This is a genomic window from Inhella sp. (assembly GCF_027532025.1).
In the GTDB taxonomy this organism is placed as follows: Bacteria; Pseudomonadota; Gammaproteobacteria; order Burkholderiales; family Burkholderiaceae_C; genus Inhella.
In genome coordinates this window covers 112,060-132,901 of sequence record NZ_JAPZSY010000003.1, presented here as the reverse complement: position 1 = coordinate 132,901, position 20,842 = coordinate 112,060, and the positions used below count along the sequence as shown (strand labels likewise).

Sequence of the window (20,842 nt, the reverse complement as noted above, 5' to 3'; positions counted from 1 at the left end):
GAACAGCAGTGTTCATTCGGTTGCAGGATGCGAATGGCCGCAAACGCTGCACAGCAGCCACTGGCTAGGTGGCCACAGGGTCGCAGGCTGGGTCAGCTGAGCGCTGGCTGTTCAAGGCATTGACATCGTGCCAGTGCGACCATCTGGCAAGTCGTTCAAGACATTGACCGCAAGATCAAGACTTTGTTATCGGCTCCCTCCCCAGCGGCTTTGCAGCGAGGGCTCGGCCACCGCCACCCAGTAGGCAGGGCCGGTGGCGCTGGGCAACCAGCGCCAGGGGCCCGATGGCAGGTCGGTGACCAGGCTGCGGGCCGCCAGCGGCAGGGCCTCCCCGCTGGCGTGCAGGAGCACGCCGGGTTCGCTGACGAAGAGGGCCCGCCTGGGGTGGGGGTCGTGCCAGGCTTGCTCGGGTTCGGCCCGCAACAAGGCGCCTTGGGCGTCGCCCTGCAGCATGAGGTTGAGGTCGCGGGTGGGGCCGTTGATCAGGCGGCAGGCCGGCGCGAGCGCGCCGTCGAAGGTCAGGGGGTCGCTGTCGGGAGTGAGGGTGTGGTCGCGGCCGTTCAGGGTCAGCACCACGCCGGCGCCTTCAAGCACGGCAAAGTGGCGGGTGACCCCTGGGAAGGCGCTGAAGGGCCCGTCTTGCCGAATGTCGGCCAAGCTCAAGCGCACGCACCAGTGGGTGTCGGCCCCTTGGGGGTGGACGAAGAGTTCGCGGGTTTCGCCCCCGCCGTTGCGCCAGGGCGTGGGGGCGATGCGGTCGGCAAGCAGGACGTTCATGGCGACAGGCGGTGCTGCAGCTGCAGGCTGAGGCGGCGACCAGGGCCGGGCTCGAAGAAGCGGCCGTTGGCCTCGTTGACGATGACGCTGGCCGCATGCGGGCGGCCGGCGGCATTGTCGACCCGCAGGGTGAGCGTGCTGCGGGGCTCGAGCCGCCAGCGGGCCCAGGCGGCGAGCAAGACGGTGCCGGCAGCGGCATCGGTGTTGCGTTCGTCCACCCACAGGCGGCTGCGGCCGCTGGCGGTGAGGCCCCATTGCCAGGGCGCGTCGCCGGGGCTTTCCAGGTCCAGGCGCAGGGCGCGTGCCGGCACCCCCGGCAGGCGGGCGCCGACTGGCACGGCGAGCGTGGCGCTGGCGCAGGGCGGCGCACCGCACACGGCGTAGGGCTGGCGCACGCGGGCGCTGAGGGCGGTGGCGGCCAGCGACCAGCGCCAGCCCGGCTGGAGCGGGCCCTGGGCCTGGAGCTCCAAGCCGTGACGGCGGGTGCGGCCGGCGTTGGCGAAGGCAGCGCGGCCGCCGCTGTTGCGGGCGCTGACGATTTCGTCGGTGGTGTGAGCGGCAAAGGCCACCAGCTCCGCCGCCCAGGCGCCTTGCCGGCGCTTGAGCCCAGCCTCGGCCTGGCGGCTGCGCTGGGGTCGCAGGCCGGTGTTGAGGCCGGCGCTGCCGTCGGGCCGGTAGGCCAGTTCGGCCAGGGTGGGGGTTTCGCGGGCTTGGCCCAGGCTGACGAACCAGCGGCTGCGGCTGCCGAGGGGGCCCACCAGGCCGAGCGCCGGCAGCGCGGTGGGCGTGCTTTGGCGGCCGCCGTCGTCGCCGTTGCTGAGGAAACGATCGGCGCTGGTCACGCGCAGCTGGCCCAGGCGCAGGCCGGCGTGCAGGCTGATGTCGTCGGTGAGCCGGTGCTCACTTTGAGCGTAGAGCTCGGTGCTGAGCGCGCGGTTGCGCTCGTCGCGCCGCAGGGCGCCCGTCACGCCCAGCGTGGGGCCGATGAAGCTTTCAAAGCCGCGGCGTTGTTCGTCTTGAGCGTCCAGTTGGAGGCCGACCGTGCCTTGGGGGCCGTTGTGGCGCAGGTCGACGCCGAGTTGGCGGCGGTCCAGGTCGATGACGCCGCCGGGGTGGGCGGGTGGTGCTTGGGTGCTCACGGGCAGGGCCTGCCACTGCTGCACCTGCCGGGCCGAGGCCCAGGCGCGCAGTTGCCACTCGCCACTCGGGCCCCAGCTCCCCGCCATGCCGAGCTGTTGTTGTTGCAGGGTTTTGCGGCTGTTGAAGGCGAGCGCGTTGGGGGCGGTGCCTTGGGGCTCGGCCTGCCACTGGGCGCGGGTCAGGCCCAGGGGGTCTTGCGCGGGCTGGCTGTGCAGGTTGGCCCGCAGGCTCCAGCCGGGCGCCCAGTCCCAGCGGGCGTCCAGCAGGCTGCGCTCGGCCTTCGACTGCGGGCGCTGGCCGGCGCTGCGCCAGTGGGCCAGGCCCAGGCGCCAGGGCGAGCCTTGCGCGCCGCCTTCGGCCTGCCGGCGCAGCTGTTGTTGGTCGTCGCTTTGGGCCCAGGCGTCGGCCTGCCAGCGCGTGGGACCCGGCTGAGGCGCGCGGGTGCGCAGGCTCAGCACGCCGCCGCTGTGCACGCCGTGCAGCGCGCTGAAGGGGCCTCGCAGCAGGTCCAGCTGCTCCGCGGCGTCCAAAGGAAAGTGACCCACGGCGCCGCTGCCGTCGGGCGCGGTGGCGGGCAGGCCGTCCACGAACAGGCGCAAGCCCCGCACGCCAAAGCTGGCGCGGGCGCCGAAGCCGCGCACGCTGAGCTGGAGGTCTTGGGCGGCGTTGCCGCGGTCGGCGGCCCACACCCCAGGCAGGCGGGAGAGCGATTCGCTGAGCTGGGCGCCGGGGCCGCTGCGCTGAAGGGCGTCGGCGTGCAGCACGCCCACAGCGCTGGGGGCGTCCAGCACCGGGGCGTTGCGCAGGCCTCCGGTGACGATGACCGGCGGCAGCGCGGTGGCCTCGGCCGCCGCCAGCAGCAGCGCCCCGATCACGGCCTGGGCTTCAAGGCGCCGCTCGGAGCCGCAGCAGGCGGCCGGGCTCGTCCTCGGTGAGCACGTAGAGCAGGCCGTCGGGGCCCTGGCGAACGTCGCGCACGCGACCGATGTCGTCGGCAAAAACTTGGGGCTGGCCGACGAGCCGCCCGTCCTGGAGCACCACGCGCTGCAGTTGGCGGAACTTCAGCGAGCCGACGACGAAGCTGCCCTGCCAGGCTTGGCCGTAGGCTGGGCTGGTGATGTGCGCGAAGCCCGAGGGCGCAATGGATGGGGTCCAGTGCCACACGGGCTGTTCGAGCCCGTCTTGGTGGGTGATGCCGTCGCCGATCTTGCCGCCGCCGTAGTCCTTGCCATGGGTGATGACGGGCCAGCCGTAGTTCACGCCGGGGCGCACGAGGTTGATTTCGTCGCCGCCTTGCGGGCCGTGTTCGTGCACCCAGAGCCGGCCGTCGGCGTCCAGCAGCGCGCCTTGGGGGTTGCGGTGGCCCAGGGAATAGATTTCGGGGCGCGCCCCGGCGGTTTGGGCGAAGGGGTTGTCGGCGGGCGCGCTGCCGTCCTTGCGCACGCGCACCACCTTGCCCAGGTGGTTGTCCAGGGTTTGCGCCTGCTTCATGCCGCTGTATCGCTCGCCCAGCGTGAGGAACAGGGTTTGCCCGTCGGCGCTTTCGACGATGCGGCAACCGTAGTGATGGCGCCCGGCCAGCTTGGGCGCTTGGCGGAACACGACCTGCACGTTCTCCAGGCCCGAGCGGTCGGCCTTGAGGGTGGCGCGGGCCAATGCCGTGCCGTTCTTGCCCTTGTCGGCCCCGATGCCGGGCTCGGTGAAGCACAACGACAGCGCCCGCGTGCGCTCGAAGTCTCGGTCCACCACCACATCCAACAGCCCACCTTGGCCGGCGAACTCCACCGCCGGCAGGCCACTGAGCGGCGCCGAGATGCGCCCCTGCGCACTGACCCAGCGCAAAGCGCCGGGTTTTTCGGTCACCAGGAACTCGCCGCCGGGCAGGAAGGCCACCGCCCAGGGGCGTTCGAAGCCGGAGGCCACGGTGTCAAAGGTCTTGGGGGCTTGGGCCAGGGCGGCGCTGGCCGCCAGGACGAATGCGATGGGGAGCAAACGGCGCATGGATGTTTCTGGGGTTCGGGCGAGGCGCCGATGATGCCCAAAAGGCCTTGGCCCTGTCGGGCGCCGGGGGCTTACGGGGCGGGCGGTGTGCTGCGGTCCGGGCCGCCGCGCACGAGGTGCATGCGGGGCTCGGGCAGTCCGGCGTTGAGCGCGGCGATCAGCTCGGCGGGGTGAGCCATCTGCGCCGTCAGCACGCCCACCCAGCGGTTGCGGCCCTCGCGTTTGGCCGCATACAGCGCGGCATCGGCCAGCGCCACGGCCTCGGACCAATGCTCGGCGCGAGGCTGCGCCGGGTTCAGCGGGAAGCAGGCGAAGCCGATGGAGCAGTGCACCGACAGGTCTTGCCCGCTCGGCAACGCGAAGGCCCGTTGCGCGACGGCGCGGCGCGCGCGCTCGGCCAGCTCGGGCAGGCTGTCCCGCGAGGTGCCCCGAGCCACCACCAGGAACTCTTCGCCCCCCCAACGCACCAAGTAGTCCGACTCGCGAAACACCTCCTGCAGGCGTCCGCGCATTTGCACCAGCACGGCGTCGCCCGCCGGGTGACCGTGTTCGTCGTTGATGCGCTTGAAGTGGTCGACGTCGATCATCAAGAAGGACAGGTCGGCGTCGGCGGGCGGGGGCGCGCCGCGACGCAGGGCCTCCTCGAACTGGCGCCGGACGAGGCGCAGGTCGTCATCCATGCGCTGCACGATGAAGCGCCGGTTGCGCAACCCGGTGAGCGGGTCGCTCAGCGCCGACTCCTCCAGCTCCCGCGACTTGGCCTGCAGGGCTTGCGTTGCCTCGTCCACGCGCTGCTCCAACTCGGCCTGGCGCCGCAGCAGCAAACGCGTGCGCCAGTGGGACACGCCGCCCACCGCCAGGCTCAGGGCCCCGAGCGCCAGCAACAACCCCCACCACGATTGCCACCAGCGGGGCTGCACCTCCACCGCGACGCTCAAGCGCTTGGGGCTCCAGTCGCCGTGTCGGTTGCTGCCCTCCACTTCCAGGGCGTAGCGGCCGGGTGCCAGCCCGGCGTAGCTGGCTTGTCGCCGCCGGCTGCTGGTTTCGGTCCACTCGTCGTTGTGGCCCACCAAGCGGTAGCGGTAGCGGTTGCGCGCGGGCTCGCTGAGGTCCAGCGCCGCGAATTCGATCGTGAAGCCGCCTTCGTTCGGCGCCAGCACCAGCGAGGGGTGCAGGCGCGACAAGGGCACCGCCTGCGACCCGATGCTCAGCCCCGTGGCCACGACCGCTGGCATGAAGCGGGACGCCCGGAAAGCCGACGGCTGGATCACCAAAATGCCCTTGGTGCCGCCGAACAGCAGACGGCCGTCGGTCGTTTGGGTGTAAGAGCGGAACCAGGGCGTGCCCAGGTCCACGCCGTCGGCTCCGGAGAGCAACTGCAAGCGTTGGTCGCGGGGGTCGTAGACGCCGCGTTGCGTCCAGATGTGCCCGGCTTCGTCCTCCAGCAGGTTGGCGCCGAATGCGTGGGGCCGCGTGTTGTGGCTGCGGGCGATGTGTTGACCGACGTAATCCAGCGCGGCCCGGCGACCGTCCCACTGCCTCAGGCGATGCAGGCCTGCGGTGGTGTCCACCCACAGGCGTCCGGCGCGGTCGATGAGCAGGCCCAGCACCGTGCCGCTGGCCAGTCCGGCCTCGGGCGCGAAGGCGATGGGGCCGAACACCCGCGAACCGGCCGCGATGGGCAGCAAACCCGCTTCAGCCCCCACCCACAGGCTGCCATCGGGGTTTTGCACCACGGCGTTCACGTCGCCTTGCAGAGGCCGACCGTCGTGGTGCTCCACACGCTGGAAGCGCGCATCGCCCGGGGCCAAGTGGTACAGCCCGTCTTGGGTGGCCGCCCACACCGCGCCCTCGCGGTCGGCCAGCAGTCGACGCATGCGGCCTCGACCGAATTCGTAAACCTTGGCCTGCGCTTTGGCATGCCGGAACATCAGCACCCGGTCCTCGATGCCCACCCACACGCGCCCGTCTGGCCCCTGGGCCAGGGCAGCCACTCGCCCGTAACCCAAACCCTGGCTGCCGGGCGCGATGCCGCCGATCGTGCGCAACTGCGAGTTCAAGATGGCGATGCCGCCATCGCTGGTGCCCGCCCAGATCGTGCCGTCGCGCAGCGCCAGCAGGCTGCGCACATCGGGCCGCGACAAGGCGCTGCGCGGGTCCTCGTCGGGCCGGCGCACGTGGATGGCGCCATCCAGGTTGTTGACCCGCTGCAGGCCGCTGCCGTAGCCGGCCACCCACAGCACCTGGTTGGGGCTGCGCACCAAAGCCCGGATGTCGGCGCCGGCCAGGCCCCACGGACGGGCGATGCTCGGGCGCAGGGCACGCAGCAACTGACCGCTGGCCGGGTCGCGCAGCTCGATGCCACCGGCCCGCCCCACCCACACTTGTTGCTCGTTGGCCGCGGTGATCGCCTGCACCGCCCCCAGCGGGTTGGGTTGCAGGTTGGCGTCGAGCCGCTCGGGGGGGCCGCCCTCGCGCCGGATGCGCCACAGGCTCCCGCTCTGAGTGCCGACCCAATGGCTGCCGTCGGGCATGGGCGACACGGACAACACCACCTCGCCGCTCAAGCGCAGCTCGCTGCCATCGCTCCGGCGTGGAGACTCCAAGCGCGTGGCCCCCCGTGGCAGCACGACCACGCCGTTCCAGGTGCCCACCCACAGCGTGCCGTCGCCGTCCACGCTCAGGTGCTGCACGCGTTGGTCTGGCAGGCCGTCGGCCGCCGTGTAGCGTCGAAAGCGTTGCGTCGTGAGGTCCAGCACCTGCAGACCGCCGCCGATCGTGCCCACCCAGATCCGTCCGCTCAGGTCTTCGGCCAAGCTGCGGACGACGCCGCGCGCCAGACTTTGCTCAGGTTGAAGGGGTTGGTGCGTGTACAGCGTCCATCGTTCGGTGCGCGGGTCGTAAACGGCCAAGCCTTCGCTCTCGGTGCCGATCCAGATGCGTCCGTCGCGGGCCGCCAGCATCGTGCGGATGAAGCTGATGCGGCTTTGGCCGCGACCTGGCGTCACCAATGGAATGGGGGTGAAGGTGATCCCGTCGAAGCGCATCAGGCCTTGGCTGGTGCCCAACCACAACATGCCTTGGGGGTCTTGAACCAGGTCAGAGACCACGCCGTCAGGGATGGCAGCGGGGTCGTTCAGGCTCTCGAAGTGGGGCTCGGGTGGCACGGCCACGGGGGGCGTCGCGCAGACGGCGTTGTTCCCGAGCAGGCCGAGCCCGCCCCACACAACCGTCCAGCACCAGGCCCTGAAACGGGCCGTTTTCCACACGCGCAATCGACACCCCACGACGCCATGGCTGCGGGCGATTCTGCCCGCACTGAGCCAGGGTTCAACCGGGTGGGCTGCGCAGCACGCGGGCTTCGCAGGCGAGGTCGCTGTGCAGCGACTGGGCGATGGCGAAGGGCGCCCCACGCCCTTGCACCACGCCCACCCAGCGGTTGCGGCCCTCGCGCTTGGCGGCGTACAGCGCAGCGTCGGCCACGGCCAGCACGGCCGACCAGGTCGCTTCGCGGGGGTGTTCGGGGTCCAGCGGGTAGCAGGCGAAGCCGATCGAGCAGGTCACGCGCAGTGGTTCTCCGCCAGGGATGGTGAAAGGCTCGTCGGCCACGATGCAGCGCGCGCGCTCGGCCAGCTCGGCCAGGCCGTCGCGCGAGGTGCCGCGGGCCACCACCAGGAACTCTTCGCCGCCCCAGCGCACCAGGTAATCCGATTCCCGGAAAACCTTCTGCAGCCGCGGACGCATTTGCACCAGCACCGCGTCGCCGGCGGCGTGGCCCAGCTCGTCGTTGATGCGCTTGAAGTGGTCGAGGTCGATCATGACGAACGACAAGTCAGCGTCGCTCGGCGGCGCTTCGCCGCGTTTCAGTGCCTCTTCGATGTGGCGGCGCGCCAGGCGCTGGTCGTCGTCCAGCCGTTGCAGCGCGAAGCGACGGTTGTGCAGGCCGGTGAGCGGGTCCGTCAGGGCCGACTCTTCCAGCGCGCGGCTCTTGGCCTCCAGCGCGTGCGTGGCGATGGCGATTTGCCGCTGCAATTCGGCTTGACGGCGGCGCAGCAACCGCGTGCGCCAATGCGCCGCGCCCCAGCCCGCCAACAGCAGGCCGACGAGGATGAGCAGCCGGCCCCACCAAGCCTGCCACCACGCGGGGCGCACCAACAGCTCCACGCGCAGCGTTTGCGGGCTCCATTCACCATGTCGGTTGCTGCCCTGCACCTCCAGCGTGTAGCGGCCGGGCGGCAAACCGCCATAGCTGGCCAGGCGCTGGCGGCTGCGGCTCTCAACCCAATCGGTGTCCATGCCCAGCAGCCGGTGCCGGTAGCGGTTGCGCATGGGGTCGCTCAAGTCGGTGGCCACGTACTCCAGGCTGAAGCTGCGTTCGTCCGGCGCCAGCACCAGCCGGGGTTGCAGGCGCGCCAGCGGCACGTCGCGCGAGCCGATGCGCAGCGCCGTGGGCACCACGGTGGGTGCAAAGGGCGTGAAGCGGAAGGCCTCCGGCTGCACCACCAGGATGCCGCGACTGCCGCCGAACAGCATGCGGCCGTCGCTCATCTGCGTGTAGGCACGGAACCAGGCGGAGCCGATGTCCACGCCATCGGCCGTGCCCAGCGGGCGGCCGCGGCCCTCGGCGGGGTCGAACACGGCGCGGTGCGTCCACAGCCGGCCGCGCGCATCTTCCAGCAGGTTGGCGCCGTAGGCGTCGCTGCCGGCGCCGGCGCGCTCGCCCAGGTGCTCCAGGGTGGCCGCGCGGCCGTCCCACTGGCGCAGGCGGTGCAGGCCGGCGGTGGTGTCGACCCACAGCGTGCCGTCGCGCCCGGTCATCAGGCCCACGACGTTGGGGCTGACCAGGCCGGCGCCGTCGGCGAAGACGATGGGTGCCAGGGCATGGCCGTCGGCGCTCAGGGGGAACAGCCCGGCTTCGGCGCCCACCCAGCGCTGGCCGTCGGGCGTTTGCGCCAGGGCGTTCACGCCGCCGGCCAATGGGCGGCCATCGTGGTGGCTCAAGCGCTCGAACCGGGTGCTGCCGGGGCCGCGGCGGTACAGGCCATCTTGCGTGCCTACCCACAGGAGGCCATCGCGGTCTTCGTGGATGCGCCGGATGCGGCCGCGACCGACTTCGAGCACCTGGCCCTCGGCCCGCGCGTGGGCGAACTCGATCAGGTGGGTTTCCACACCCGCCCAAAGCCGACCGTCTCGCCCTTGCGCCAGGGCCGTGACGCGCCCAGGGGGCAGGTTGCGCTGCCCCGGGGCGATGCCGCCCAGCGTGCGCAGCTCGCTGTCCAAAAAGGCGATGCCGCGGTCGTTCGTCCCGGCCCAGACCGTGCCGTCGCGCAGCGCCAGCAGGCTGCGCACATCGGGCTCGGCCAAGCGGCTTTGCGGGTCGTCGTCGCCGCGGCGCACCCACACGGCTTGGCTCAGGTTGTTCACCCGCTGCAGGCCGGTGCCGTAGCCCGCCACCCACAGCAAATCGGCCGGGTCGCGCAGGATGGCGCGCACGTCGGCGCCGCCCAGGCCCCAGGGGCGGCTGGCCCGGGGTTGCAGGCTGCGCCGCAGCGCGCCGCTTTGCGCGGAGCGCAATTCCACGCCGGCGCTGCGGCCCACCCAGACGTCGTTTTCGGTCACGGCGGTGATGGCCTGAACCGCGCCCAAAGCGCCGGGCCGGCGGTCCAGCTGCAGGGCGTGGCCCTCGGCCACGCGCCACAACTCCCCTTCCTGCGTGCCGATCCACAGGCTGCCGTCGGGCATGGGTGCGATGGCATGCACCACTTGGCCGGCCAGCGTCAGGCGAAGGCCGTCGGCCAGGTCCAGGGGCTCGAGCCGGCGGGCGCCAGGCGCCAAGCGGGCGATACCGCTCCAGGTGCCCGCCCACACCGTGCCATCGGGCCCGATGGCGATGTGCTGCACGCGGGCGTCGGGCAGGCCTTGCTCGGGCCCAAAGCGCTCGAAGCGTGCGCTGCCGGGGGCCATCACCTGCAAGCCCCCGCCATTGCTGCCCACCCAAACGCGGCCTTGGGCGTCCTCGGCCAGGGTGCGCACCACGCCGCCCAGGCTGTCGGGCTGTTGGGGGTCGTGGCGGTGCACCTGCCATGTTTCGGTGCGCGGGTCGTACACGCCCAGCAGCCGGCCGTCGGTGCCGACCCAGATGCGCCCGTCGCGCGCCGCCATCAGGGTGCGAACGAAGGTCGAACCGCCGCTGCGGCCCAGCGGCGCCAGCGACACCGGCACGAAGCTGTGGCCGTCAAAGCGCAGCAAGCCCACGCTGGTGCCCACCCACAGCAGGCCTTGGGGGTCCAGGGCCATCGACGACACCACTCCGTCGGGGATTTGCGTCGCGTCGCCCACGCTCTCGAAGCGGGGCTCGGCCAAGGGGGCGCCGGCGCCCTGACCGGCCGCGGCCAAGGCGGCCGCAGCCGCCAACGCCAGTCCCCATCCCAGCACCCATCGACGCACGTCATCCCCCTTTGGTTGCGCGCGATTCTCGGCCCTGAGTGCGGCCGTCTGGCCCACGGCGACTCGGGGCATCCCCGCACCGGTGCGGGGGCCGGGGCCCCTCGGCCGACAATCCGGCCCGTGACCCCTACCGTTTTGCACAGCGCCGGCGCTGGTTTTGAAGCCGCCTGCCACATCCCCGCCCTGCCCGCCGGCCATCGCAGCCGCCGCCTGCATGGTCACAGCTACTTCGCCCGCGTGCGCGGTGCGCTGCCGCCCGCTTGGGCGCCGTTCCCCGGCGCCGAAGTCAGCGCGCTGCGCGAGCGCCTGGAGGCCGCCGTGGCCCCGCTGGACCACAGTTTGCTCAACGACCACCTGCCCAACCCCACCGACGAGAACCTGGCCCGCTGGTTGCAGCGCGGCTTGGCCGACGTGCCGGGCCTGGGCCAAGTCAGCGTTTACAGCACGCCGCACACCGGCGTGGACCTGATGCCCGACGGTCAGGCCCACGTGTGGCGCCGCTACCGTTTTCAGAGCAGCCACTGGCTGCCCCATGTGCCTCCCGGCCACCAATGCGGCCGCCTGCACGGGCATGGCTTCGAGGTCATCGTGCACGCCAACCAGACCCTGGGCGCGGCCGACGACCTGGCGGTGGACTACGACCACCTCGACGCCCTGTGGGCGCCGCTGCACTTCGAGCTGAACTATCGCTGCCTGAACGAACTGCCGGGCCTGGACAACCCCACCAGCGAGCGCATCGCCGCCTGGCTGTGGGCGCGCCTGCAGCCGCTGCTGCCCAGCTTGAGCTGGGTCACCGTCTTCGAGACCGGCAGCAGCGGCGCCAACTTCAATGGGCACACGCACCGCATCTGGAAGGAGTTCAGCCTGGACAGCGCCGTGCAGTTGCGCCAGGCCCCGGCCGGCCACCCGCTGGGCCAGGTGCACGGCCACACCTTCACCCTGCGGCTGCACCTGCAGGCCCCGCTGGACGAGCGCCTGGGCTGGGCGGTGGACTACGGCGACGTCAAGGCCCTGTTCCAGCCCGTGTTCAAGCGCCTGGACCACCACCCCCTGCACCAGGACCCAGCGCTGAGCGACACCGACTGCGCCAGCTTGGCTGCCCACGCCCTGGACGCCGCCCGTGCGGTGCTGCCGGCCTGCGACCGCGTGGACCTGTTCGAGACCCGCGGCAGCGGCGCCATCGCCACCCTGGGCGACACCAGCGAGTTGATTCCGGTATGACCTACACCGTCAAAGAATGCTTCTACACGCTGCAAGGCGAAGGCGCGCAGGCCGGCCGGCCGGCCGTGTTCTTGCGCTTTGCCGGCTGCAACCTGTGGAGCGGCCGCGAGCAAGACCGCGCCACGGCGGTCTGCAACTTCTGCGACACCGATTTCGTCGGCACCGATGGCGAGGGCGGCGGCAAGTTCACCACCGCGCAAGACCTGGCCGCCCACGTGGCGGCGCGCTGGCCCGATTTGAAACAGGGTCGGCCTTGCGTCGTGTGCACCGGCGGCGAACCCCTGCTGCAGCTGGACGAGGCCGCCATCGACGCCTTGCACGCCCAAGGCTTCGAGGTGGCGGTGGAGACCAACGGCACGCAGCCGGCCCCGGCGGGCCTGGATTGGATCTGCGTCAGCCCCAAGGCCGATGCGCCCCTGGTGCTGACCGCCGGCCACGAGCTCAAGCTCGTCTACCCGCAGCCCCTGGCCCCGCCCGAGCGTTTCGAGGGCCTGGACTTCCAGCACTTCTTCCTGCAGCCCATGGACGGCCTGCTGCAAAGGCAGCACACGAAGGCCGCCATCGCCCATTGCCTGGCCCACCCCCGCTGGCGCCTGAGCGTGCAGACGCACAAGGTGCTGGGCATCCCCTGACAGGGTGAGGGGCGGAGGGGCTCAGTACGACAGCAGCACCCGCTGTCCTTGCACCAGCAGCAGCGCCGAGCGCGGTTGGATCTCCTGCAGCACCACGCCCGGGGCGAGGGTGTCGCCCTCGCGCGCCACCTGGCCGTTGACGATCAGCAGGCGGCTGGCCGGGTCGGGCGAGTGCATGGCGCCGCTCACCGCCAAGGGGCCGATGCGCTGCCGCGTGGCCTCGGGCAGCTGGCGCCAGGGCAGGGGCTCGGCGGTGGTGCGGGTGGCCGCGGCGGCAGGCACCGGGGCAGGCACCGGGGCGGGTATCGGGGCGGGCACGGGCATGGCCACCGTTGCCGGGGCCGGCGCGGGCGCGACGACGGCGGGCGGTGCGGGCATGGCCGCCGGACTCGGCGCTGCGGCAGGCGCTGGCGGGGGCTGGACCGGGGCCGCCAGGGCGGGGGGAGGCAAGGGGGCCGGCACAGGAGCCGGCACAGCTCGGCCAGCCCACCACGCCCCGATTGCCACCAAACCCAGCGCCGCCGCCCCCAAGCCCAGGCCCCAGGCCCAGCGCGCGCCCCGGCCTGCGCCAGGGTGGGGTGGGGACGGCGCTGCGTCGCCCAGCGGAGCGCTGTGCAGGTGGGGCACCGCGGCTTGGTCGCGTTGGCGCTCGGCTTCCGCGCGGCGCAGGGCATCGAGGATGTAGCTCATTCAGCGGCGCTCCTCCGCGCTCAGCCGGGGCTCATCCACCCCGGTGGCGCGGTTCAGGTGCATGAGGGTGCGGGGCCCGGCGCGGCCGTCGGCCGGCAGGCCTTCGCTGGTCTGGAAGGCGGCGATGCGTTGGCGCAGGCTGGCGGCGGCCGGCAAGGGCTGGCCGATTTGCGCCACCGCCAATTGCCGCACCAGCCACTGCGCTTGCGCGGGCGGTGCGTCCTCGCCCAGTTGCGCGCGGTAGCCCTCGGGCGTGCGCCAAAGGGTGGCGAAGTCGCCACGCCATTGGCGGGCCAGGGTCTCCAGCGGCCAGGTGGTCTCGCCCTTCGGGCCGCGCAGCACCGCCTCTTGGGGCCGCAAGCCCACCAGCAGGGCGTGCACGGGGGCGCTCCCTTCGTCGGCATTCAGGGTGATCAGGCCGGGGCGGTCCAGGCGGCGCAGCTCGGCCAGGCTCAGTCGGCTGCGCCAACAGCGCTGCGTGTGGGCTGAGGCTTGCTCGCACACCGGGGTGCCGTCGTCGCTCGGCGTCCAGCCCCAGGCTGGGGTCAGCGCCTGCCAGGCCTCGGCTTCGTTGGCGAAGGGCTGCCAAGCGGTGGTCGACTTGGGTGCATCCGTCGGCTTGGTGGTGCGAGGGGGGATCTGGGGCGTGGGGGCAGCAAGCCGGGCATGTGTCGCGGCTTGCTCACGGGCATGGCGGCTGGCCCAATACGCTGCGGCGGCCGCGGTGCCCGTCAAAAGCACCGCTGCGGCGAGCCAGAGGCTCCAGCGACGAGCGGTGGGTGGGGTAGCGTCGCCCAGGGCCTCGGTGGCCGCGTGGCGCACCATGGTGGCCGTCACGCGCCCCGTGTCGCGCCCGTAGGCGCCCAGCAGCGCGCGGTCGGCCAGCAGGTTGATGCGCCGCGGAATGCCGCCCGAAAGTCGATGCAGCGCCCTCAGCGCGCCCGCGTCGAAAGGCAGGGGTCCACTAAGCCCGGCCACGCCCAGGCGGTGTCGCACGTAGCGGGCGGTGTCGGCTTCGTCCAGGGCGTCCAGGTGGTAGCGGGCGATCACGCGCTGGTTTAGTTGCTCCAACTCGGGTCGGGCCAGCAAGTCCCGCAGCTCGGGCTGCCCCACCAGCACGATCTGCAGCAGCTTGCGCTCGTGGGTTTCGAGGTTGGTCAGCAGGCGCAGTTGCTCCAGCACGCCGGGCGACAGCTGCTGCGCCTCGTCGATCACCAGCAGGCAATGCTCGCCCGCGGCATGGGCCTGCAGCAAAAAGGCGTTGAGCGGGTCGACGTAGTCCTTCACGCTGCGCGGCCGCTGCGGGGTTTCGTCGCGGTAGCGCACGTGGAACTCGTCGCACACGGTCTGCAGCAGCTCGCGCGCCGACAGCCGCGGGTTCACCACGTAGGCCAAGTGGCAGTCGCTGGGCAGCTGCTCGAAGAAGGCGCGGCACACCGTCGTCTTGCCGGCGCCGATCTGGCCGGTCAGCAGCACCACACCGCCGCCGCCGCGCACGCCATACAGCAGGTGGGCCAGCGCCTCGCGGTGGCGCTCGCTCAGGTAAAGGGTGCGGGGGTCGGGCGCGATCGAAAACGGCTCGCGCGTCAGTCCGAAGAAGCGGTTGTACATGGGGGGCGCAGCTTACGGGCTGTTGGCGGATGCCGGTTCAGCGCCCGCGCCACGCACCCACCCAGGCGCGCTCCAGCGCCGCCACGGCGACGTACAGGCCCAAGCCCGTGAGCACCACGAGCGACAGGCAGGCGAACATGCGCGGCATGTCGGTGCGAAACGAGGCCTCGAGCATGCGGCTGGCCAGGCCGGTTTGGCTGCCAGCGGCGCCGGCGGCGAATTCGGCCACCACGGCGCCGATCAGGGCGAGGCCGGCGCCGATGCGCAGGCCCGCCAAGAAGTAGGGCACGCAGCCCGGCACCAGCAACCAGCGCAGGCGCTGCCAGCGCGTGGCGCCACACAGCTGGAACAGCTCGCTCAAGCCAGCGTCGGTGGCGCGCAATCCAGCCAGGGTGTTGCTCAGGATGGGGAAGAAGGCCACCACCCAGGCGCACAGCAGCAGGGCGGTGTGCGGCTCGTCCACGTAGATCAGCAGGATGGGCGCGATGGCCACCAGCGGCGTGACCTGCAGGCCGATGGCCAGGGGCATGACGGCACGCTCCATCGCCGGCCACAGCGCGAACAGCGCCGCGCCCGCGATGCCGCTGGCGCAGGCCAGGGCCAGCGCACCGAGCGTGACCTTCAGCGTGAACCACCAAGCCGCGGCGAAGCTGCCGGCATCGCCCAGCAAGGTGGCGACGATGGTGCTGGGCGCGGGCAGCAGGTAGGGCGGCACAGCCCCGGCGCGCACCGCGGCTTCCCAGCCCCCGAACAGGGCCATCAGCAGCAAAGCGGCCGGCAGGTGGCTCAGGGCGCGAGATCCCCAGGGCTTCATGCCGCCGCCTCCTGCCGCATGCCGCGGGCCAGCGCCTCTTGGGCTTGGCGCACCAGCCCGAAGTAGGCATCGCTTTGGGCCCAACCCGAGGGCGGACGCTGGCCCGCCACGTCCAGCTCGGCCAGCACCCGGCCGGGGCGCGGCGACAAGATCACGATGCGGTCGGCCAAGCTCACCGCTTCGAACACGCTGTGCGTGACCAGCACCACGGCCAGGGCCGGCTGCTCGGCGCAGCGCGCCAGCAGCTCTTGGCCCAGGCGCTCGCGGGTGATCTCGTCCAGCGCGCCAAAGGGCTCGTCCAGCAGCAGGGCCTCGGGTTCGGTCACCATCGCCCGCGCCAGCGCCGCGCGCATTTGCATGCCGCCGCTCAACTCGTGCGGGTGGGCGCGCTCGAAGCCCGCCAGGCCCACACGCGCCATCTGGGCGCTGGCCCGCTCGCGCGCCGCGGCCGCGCCCAGCCCTTGCAGGCGCAGCGGCAACGCCACGTTGTCCAGGGTGCGCGCCCAGGGCATCAGCGTGGCCTGTTGGAATACGCAGCCCCAGCGTGGGGGGCGGCCCGCGTCGAAGCGCAAGGCGCCGCTGCTGGGCGTCAGCAGCCCCGCCAGCAGGCGCAGCACGCTGCTCTTGCCGCACCCCGAAGGGCCCAGCAAGGCCAGCCGCTCGCCCGCGTTCAGGCGCAGGTGCAGGCCCTGAAGCACGTCGACGGTGCCGAGGCGCAGGGAGACGTCGGTCAGCGTGAGCATTCGATCGGCTGATCAAAGCGTTGCAACATGGGCTGCTCACTCTTCCTCAAAGTAGTCGGTGTCGATCCGCTTGATCTCGTAGAACCCGACCCGACTGACTCCGACGTTGTGCTCTGCCATGAGGCTGGCCAAACGCTCACCATCGATCAAGATGATCTTGGTCGTGATCAACTGTGCGTATTCCACAGCCTCCCTTGTGAAGCTGGAGGTGGTGATGAACACGCCCTTTTGTGCGCGCTGGCCCTGGAGTGCGCCGGCGAACTTTTGAATCTCTGGTCGGCCGACGACTCCTTCCCAGCGCTTGGCCTGGAGGTAAATCACGTCCAGACCCAACCGGTCCTCGTTGATGACGCCGTCGATACCGCCATCGCCGCTTCTCCCCACGGCTCGTCCGGCGTCGTTGCGCGATCCGCCATAGCCCATGGCGACCAAGAGGTCGACCACCACCCTTTCAAAAAAGGAGGGCGAGTTGGACTTCACTTGATCCAGCAGGTCGGATTCGAGGCTCCTTCGAAGTTGCTGATAGGCAGTGGAAAGTGCGTCTTCCGGGGTTTCAATGCTGGTGGGCGGCGCGGGACTCACCGCGTCGGCGGCTTCGCTCGTTGACTTGCTCTTGCTCTTGAAAGCTTGAAACGCAGTGAATCGGCTCAGGACCGAGTTATCGATTCGAGCCGGCTTTTCCGCCAGCAGCGACTTCCCTTCCGCCGTGATGACAAAGACGCCTCGCCGGGGGGACGACAAGAGCCCCGCTTGCTTCAAGTAAGACCGAGCCCAACCGACTCGATTCGTGAAGACCGGTTGGTTGCCGCTGGGGAGCATTTCGTTGGCTTCGTCACTACTCAGCTGGTAGTGCTGTGCGAGTTGGCGTACAGCGTCTTTGAAGGTCATCTCTCCGCGCGTATCGGCCAGGCTGAGAAGTGGAAGCATCAAGGTTTGGTAGTCGGGTACCGGCATGCAGGTCTCTTGCGGTGCGAGTGGATGCAATGGTTCAGTTCATTCGATCGGCTGAGCCCCCGCGCGACGCACGAAGACGTAGCCGCCTTCGGTGGCGCCCCAAACTTGCCGGCCCTGGGCGTCGAAGCCCTGGTCCCAGGTCTCCAGGCGGTCGGCCTTCACGCGCACGGTGCTGGTGGCGTAAGCCGCTCCGCGCAGGTCGCTGGCACAGGCTTGGCCTTGGGTGCCGCCGTCGAAGTCGCCATCGGGCAGGGCGCGCAGCATCACGTCGCAGCCGGCGCGCCGGCTCAGCTGCTGGGGTGTCAGGCCGGCCGCCAGGGCCCGCAGGGCCACCGGGTCGCTGGCGCGCCCGGCCCAGGCGGCTGGATCGGGCAGGGTGTAGACCTCGCTGACGAAGGCGTCGCCTCGCCGGGCCACGCGGTAGATGCGCTGCCGGTACGGGCGGTCTGGGGCGGTGGCCGTGGCCTGTTCGACGTAGAGCCAGCGGCCGTCGGTGCGTTCGGTCCAGAGGGGCACCATGCTCAGCCGGATGTCGAAGTAGCCCGCTTGGGCGGCGGCCTGGGCGCTGCTGTCAAAGCGGCCGGTCATGCGCGCCACGAGGCGATCCAGGGCCGGGTCGGCGGGCGGGGGGCTGGCGCAGCCGCACAGGCCGGCTGCAAGGCCCCAAGCGATCCAGGCCTTCATGACGGCTGCCCCAGGCCGAACAGGAAGCGCAGCGCCGCGGGCAACTCGGCGCGCCAGGTGGCTTCGTTGTGCTGCCCGGTTTCGTTCACGCGCAGGGCGGCCACGGCGGGCTTCTCGATCAGGCGGTGCAAGCGCTCCGCGTTGGCGGCCATGTCGCCGCCCTCGAGACCACCGGCGTACACGTAGATCCGGGTTCCCGCGGCCCAAGTTTGGCGGGCGGCCCCATCCAAGGCAGCCGGTGCGGCCCAGAGCGAGGGCGACATCACCAAACCGCCCCCGAAGGTGTCGCCGTGAAGGCACAGCCCGGCCCAGGTGATGAGGCCGCCCATGCTGCTGCCGGCCAGCGCGGTGTGGGCGCGGCCGGGCAGGGTGCGATAGCGGCGGTCGATGTGCGGCTTCACCGTGTTCGCCACGAAGGCGAGGTAGGCCCGACCTTCGCCCGGCCCGAAGCGGGGGTGGTCCCAGGGATTGAGCTCACGCATCCGGTGCTCGCCCCCGTGGTCGATGCCCACGGCGATGGCCTCGACGCCGGTTTGCGCCGCCAGGGCGTCCAGGGTTTCGTCGACGCCCCACTCGCCGGCGTAGCTGGTGGCGTCGTCGAACAGGTTCTGACCGTCGTGGAAGTACACGACGGGGTAATGCCGGCTGGGCTGGCTGGCGTAGCTCGGCGGCAGGTAAACCCGCAGCGTGCGCTCGCGACCCAGGCCGGGCATGGTCAAGGTCGCGAGCACGTGCAGGCGCTCGCCCACGCTGCGCGGGCGGGTTTGGGCCTGGAGCCAGGCGGGGGTGGCCCATGCAGCGGCCAAGGTGGCAGCCAGGCAGTCGCGGCGTTTCATGGCCCGGGATTTTGGGGGGTGGGCGTGCCGCCCCGGGCTGGCGCGCGGTGCGGCCGTCGTCGGCAGCTTCGGGAAAGTGAGCCTGTCCAGCCGCGATCAGGTTCATTAAAGTTTGTTCATGAACCTGATGCTGGCCGAAGACGACGCCCTGCTGGCCGATGCGCTGTGTGCGCAGATGCGCCGCGCGGGCTTCACCGTGGAGCACGCGCCCAACGGCGCCGTGGCCGAGTTCCTGCTGGGCCGCCAGGCCTTCGACGCCGCCGTGCTCGACATCGGCCTGCCCATGGTCGACGGCCTGACCGTGCTGCAGCGCGTGCGGGTCACCCAGCCGGCCCTGCCGGTGCTGTTGCTCACCGCGCGCGACGGTCTCGAAGACCGCGTGGCCGGCCTCAACGCCGGCGCCGACGACTACCTGACCAAGCCGTTCGACTTCCCCGAGCTCGAAGCCCGGCTCAACGCCCTGCTGCGCCGCTCGCGCCTGAGCGCCAGCGCCCCGCGCGGCCAAAGCCTGGGCCAGCTCACGCTGGACGCCGACAGCCGCCGCGCGCTGGTCGACGATCAACCCCTGGAGCTCAGCCCGCGCGAGTGGCTGTTGCTCGAGCTGCTGATGGCGCAGCGCGACCGCGTCGTCACCAAAGAGCAGATCCTGCAGACCTGGGGCCAAGACGGCGGCGAGCCGCAGAGCAACGCCATCGAGGTCTACATCCACCGCCTGCGCAAGAAGCTCGAAGGCGCCGGCGTTGCCGTGCGCACCGTGCGCGGCCTGGGCTACTTGCTGGAAGCGCAAGCCGCGCCATGAGCCCGGCGCAGCCCGCCTCGCTGCAGCGCCAGCTGCTGCTGTGGCTGCTGCTGCCGCAGCTGGTGCTGTGGGCCGCGGGGGCGCTGTTCACCTACAAGCTGGCCGAGCGCTACGCCACCGAGGCCGTGGACGCCAGCCTGCTGCAGGCCACGCGCGCGCTGTCGCGCCAGATCAAGCCCCTGGGCCACGGCCTGATGATCGACCTGCCCCGCGCCGCGCAGGACGTGCTGGAGGCCGACCCCAACGACAAGCTGCTGTACACCGTCAGCTCGCCGCCGGGGCAGTTCATTTTGGGCAACCGCAACCTGCCCGAACCCCCGTCCCACGCGCTGGGCAAGGGGGTTCTGGGCCGACCATTCGTGTACGACGGCCAATTGCCCGCGCAAGACGGCCAGGCCCCGCAGGACTTGCGCGTGGCCTCGCTCACCCTGCAGGTGGGCGAGCCCGAGGGCCCGCCCACCACCATGCGCGTGCAGGTGGCGCGCAGCAGCGCCAACCGCCAGGAGCTGACCCAGCGCCTGCTCATCGACACCGTGCTGCCCCTGTCGGTGCTCATGGTCGTGATGAGCCTCATCGTCTGGGCCGGCGTGCGCGCCGGCCTGGCCCCCATCCACCGCCTGCGCAAGGCCGTGGAGGGCCGCGCCCCCGACGACCTGCGCGCCATCCAGCTCGACGTGGCCCCCACCGAGCTGCGCTCGCTGGCCATGGCCATCAACCAGCTGCTGGACGCCGTGCAGCGCACCGTGCAGGGCCAACGCCGCTTCATCGCCGACGCCGCCCACCAGCTGCGCACGCCCCTGGCCGGCTTGAAGGGCCAGGCCGAGATCGCGCTGGCCGACGCCGACGACCCCGCCCAGCGCGAGCGCCTGCGCCGCGTGGTGGAGGGCGCCACGCGCAGCGCGCACTTGGTGGCCCAGCTGCTCAGCCTGGCCCGCGCCGAGCCCGAGGCCGGCGGCGCGCAAACCTTCCAAACCTTGGACCTGGCCAAGCTCGCCCGCGAGCTCACCGCCGAGTGGGTGCCCCGCGCCCTGGCCGCTGGGCTGGACCTGGGCCTGGACGACAGCAGCAGCCCCGTGGCCCCGGTGCGCGGTCACCCCACGCTGCTGCGCGAGGCCCTGGCCAACCTGATCGACAACGCCCTGCACTACGCCGGGCGCGGCGCCGAGGTGACGGTGCGCGTGCTGGTGCTGGCCAACGAGGTGCAGCTCAGCGTCACCGACACCGGCCCGGGCCTGCCCGCGCACTGGCACGACAAGGTGCTCGAGCGCTTCGTGCGCGCCACGCACGAAGGCGGGGGCTGCGGCCTGGGCCTGGCCATCGTCAAAGAAATCGCCGAGCGCCACGGCGGCCGCGTGGCCGTGGCCGGCCACGCGCCGCAGGGCCTGGCGGTGACCGTGAGCCTGCCGCTGGCCCAGGGCTGAGCGCGCATGAAAAAGGGCGCCGTGTGGCGCCCTGTTGCGTGGCTGGATGGCTGGCTGAATGGGCTGGGCAGC

16 protein-coding genes are annotated in these 20,842 nt (G+C 71.7%); 4 read left to right on the top strand and 12 right to left on the bottom strand.

The genetic code is table 11. The features are described 5' to 3' along the window. Positions 1–186: 186 nt before the first annotated feature. The 5 genes from O9335_RS01245 to O9335_RS01225 form a co-directional block, all read right to left on the bottom strand. The gene (locus O9335_RS01245; RefSeq protein WP_298382319.1) at positions 187–777 is read right to left on the bottom strand and encodes a HutD family protein; all 591 of its coding nucleotides are present in this window, start codon (positions 775–777) and stop codon (positions 187–189) included. After that, positions 774–2,792 (bottom strand): TonB-dependent receptor, encoded by a 2,019-nt coding sequence (locus O9335_RS01240; protein WP_298382316.1) that lies wholly within the window; start codon positions 2,790–2,792, stop codon positions 774–776. The genes O9335_RS01245 and O9335_RS01240 overlap by 4 nt, the downstream gene beginning before the upstream one ends. A gap of 10 nt (positions 2,793–2,802) precedes the next feature. Further along, positions 2,803–3,918, bottom strand: a complete 1,116-nt coding sequence (locus tag O9335_RS01235; protein ID WP_298382314.1) for a PQQ-dependent sugar dehydrogenase — start codon at positions 3,916–3,918, stop codon at positions 2,803–2,805. Positions 3,919–3,989: 71 nt separating this feature from the next. Further along, entirely contained in the window at positions 3,990–7,091 is a 3,102-nt protein-coding gene (locus O9335_RS01230) for a diguanylate cyclase (RefSeq protein ID WP_298382311.1), read from the bottom strand. Positions 7,092–7,248: 157 nt separating this feature from the next. Next, entirely contained in the window at positions 7,249–10,365 is a 3,117-nt protein-coding gene (locus O9335_RS01225; protein ID WP_298382308.1) for a ligand-binding sensor domain-containing diguanylate cyclase, read from the bottom strand. 120 nt (positions 10,366–10,485) lie between these two features. Between O9335_RS01225 and O9335_RS01220 the strand changes: the two genes are divergently transcribed. Together O9335_RS01220 and queE are read left to right on the top strand one after the other, a co-directional pair. Then, positions 10,486–11,586, top strand: coding sequence for a 6-carboxytetrahydropterin synthase (locus O9335_RS01220; protein WP_298382305.1), 1,101 nt, complete (start codon positions 10,486–10,488; stop codon positions 11,584–11,586). Continuing rightward, the gene (gene queE, locus O9335_RS01215) at positions 11,583–12,218 is read left to right on the top strand and encodes a 7-carboxy-7-deazaguanine synthase (protein ID WP_298382303.1); all 636 of its coding nucleotides are present in this window, start codon (positions 11,583–11,585) and stop codon (positions 12,216–12,218) included. Before O9335_RS01220 ends, queE begins: the two co-directional genes overlap by 4 nt. Positions 12,219–12,239: 21 nt before the next feature. Here queE and O9335_RS01210 read toward each other — a convergent pair whose 3' ends face one another. Genes O9335_RS01210 through O9335_RS01180 form a run of 7 tightly spaced genes read right to left on the bottom strand, consistent with a single transcriptional unit; the run spans position 12,240 to position 18,550 of the window. Further along, on the bottom strand, positions 12,240–12,908 hold the full coding sequence (locus O9335_RS01210) for a general secretion pathway protein GspB (RefSeq protein ID WP_298382300.1): 669 nt from the start codon (positions 12,906–12,908) through the stop codon (positions 12,240–12,242). Then, a complete protein-coding gene (locus O9335_RS01205) occupies positions 12,909–14,519 on the bottom strand; it encodes an ExeA family protein (RefSeq protein ID WP_298382297.1) in 1,611 nt (536 codons plus the stop codon). A gap of 37 nt (positions 14,520–14,556) precedes the next feature. After that, positions 14,557–15,333, bottom strand: a complete 777-nt coding sequence (locus tag O9335_RS01200; RefSeq protein ID WP_298382294.1) for an ABC transporter permease — start codon at positions 15,331–15,333, stop codon at positions 14,557–14,559. Continuing rightward, positions 15,330–16,076 carry an ABC transporter ATP-binding protein gene (locus tag O9335_RS01195; RefSeq protein ID WP_298382291.1) on the bottom strand — a complete coding sequence of 249 codons (747 nt, stop codon included), beginning with the start codon at positions 16,074–16,076 and terminating at the stop codon, positions 15,330–15,332. The genes O9335_RS01200 and O9335_RS01195 overlap by 4 nt, the downstream gene beginning before the upstream one ends. A gap of 36 nt (positions 16,077–16,112) precedes the next feature. Further along, positions 16,113–17,030 (bottom strand): restriction endonuclease, encoded by a 918-nt coding sequence (locus O9335_RS01190; RefSeq protein ID WP_298382288.1) that lies wholly within the window; start codon positions 17,028–17,030, stop codon positions 16,113–16,115. A 39-nt stretch (positions 17,031–17,069) separates the two neighbouring features. Continuing rightward, entirely contained in the window at positions 17,070–17,714 is a 645-nt protein-coding gene (locus O9335_RS01185; protein ID WP_298382285.1) for a chromophore lyase CpcT/CpeT, read from the bottom strand. Beyond that, positions 17,711–18,550: an alpha/beta hydrolase-fold protein gene (locus O9335_RS01180; protein WP_298382283.1), complete on the bottom strand. Its 840-nt coding sequence runs from the start codon at positions 18,548–18,550 to the stop codon at positions 17,711–17,713. Before O9335_RS01180 ends, O9335_RS01185 begins: the two co-directional genes overlap by 4 nt. 118 nt (positions 18,551–18,668) lie before the next feature. Here O9335_RS01180 and O9335_RS01175 point away from each other — a divergent pair, with 118 nt between their 5' ends. Both O9335_RS01175 and O9335_RS01170 read left to right on the top strand, forming a co-directional pair. After that, a complete protein-coding gene (locus O9335_RS01175) occupies positions 18,669–19,349 on the top strand; it encodes a response regulator transcription factor (protein WP_298382280.1) in 681 nt (226 codons plus the stop codon). Continuing rightward, a complete protein-coding gene (locus O9335_RS01170) occupies positions 19,346–20,770 on the top strand; it encodes a sensor histidine kinase (protein ID WP_298382278.1) in 1,425 nt (474 codons plus the stop codon). The genes O9335_RS01175 and O9335_RS01170 overlap by 4 nt, the downstream gene beginning before the upstream one ends. Positions 20,771–20,842 lie beyond the last annotated feature (72 nt).